1 protein-coding gene is annotated in these 1,042 nt (G+C 52.3%); it reads left to right on the forward strand.

Annotation, left to right across the window (positions count from 1 at the left end; translation table 11 throughout):
* The coding region (locus K8R76_05555) for a DUF4157 domain-containing protein (protein MCD4847636.1) at positions 1 to 921 on the forward strand (921 nt) is incomplete at its 5' end.
* Between the last annotated feature and the right edge of the window lie 121 nt (positions 922 to 1,042).

The following is a 1,042-nucleotide window of genomic DNA, read 5'->3' on the forward strand; positions in this document are numbered from 1 at the left end:
CTTCAGGCAAAAGCAACTTCAAGTCATATGTCTGAAGTAAATCCCAATCTTGGATCTCATATACATTCCCTTAAGGGCAGCTGCCAGCCATTATCTGAATCTGAGCGTACTTATTTTGAGCCGCGTTTCGGCCATGATTTTAGCCAGGTGCGGGTGCATACGGATACTCGAGCTGCGGAGGCGGCGCGGGCCGTGAATGCACGGGCGTTCACAGTGGGACAGGATGTGGTATTCGGGGCAGGGCATTACGCGTCGGGGACAAGCGAGGGACAGAAATTAATGGCACATGAGTTGACGCACGTAGTACAGCAAGGGAGATACACTGCGGACAATGTCAGTAACCAACAGCCAATTCGATATGGGAACAAAGCGATCCGTACCAGATGTCAGCCGCGCATTCAGCTGACCACCCTCCGTATGCAGGATGTTCTCTGGCAAACGGGCCTCTACCCATGCAGCACGCTTGTTGGAAGAGCGGTAGCTGAGTTTAATTCTCAAGGAGCTATGTGTCAGAGCTATCAAGCACAAGGAGGGACCTCGTATGGAGCAACACCGGCTGCGGCTGTCATCTGGCCTGACGCAGCCAGCAGCTGTAGTCCGGGCTCCTGTGGCTGTGTGCGCCGGAATGATCCGTCTGGCTCTATCAACATCCCGGCCAATTTTTGTAGCTCATCGTGTGCGTTTTGGCTGCGGCAAGGTGATCCGTCATCTGCTTCGGTAAGTGATGCCCTTTGCGTTCTCGCACATGAGCTATCGCATATCTGGCACCTCCCGCTTTCCCATGTGGCTGGCTACCTATCTCAATGCACCGGCTCAGATCGTTGTTTTGGTAGGTTCAATCCCGATTTCCCCGAACATCCCCCAGCGCGACGAACCCCCGAGGAGCTACTTGAGCGGCCTGTAAGACCACGCTCTCGTTGACGTAATTTGGGATTGGATGACTACTGTGACGGAATTGATGAGATACTCAGGCAATAGCTGGAATATCAGAAACAAAAAGAAATTCCCCTTTTTGAATTCAAAGGAAAAAATCATCTCAACC

The sequence above is a fragment of the Candidatus Aegiribacteria sp. genome, assembly GCA_021108435.1.
Taxonomy (GTDB): Bacteria; Fermentibacterota; Fermentibacteria; order Fermentibacterales; family JCC-6; genus Aegiribacteria.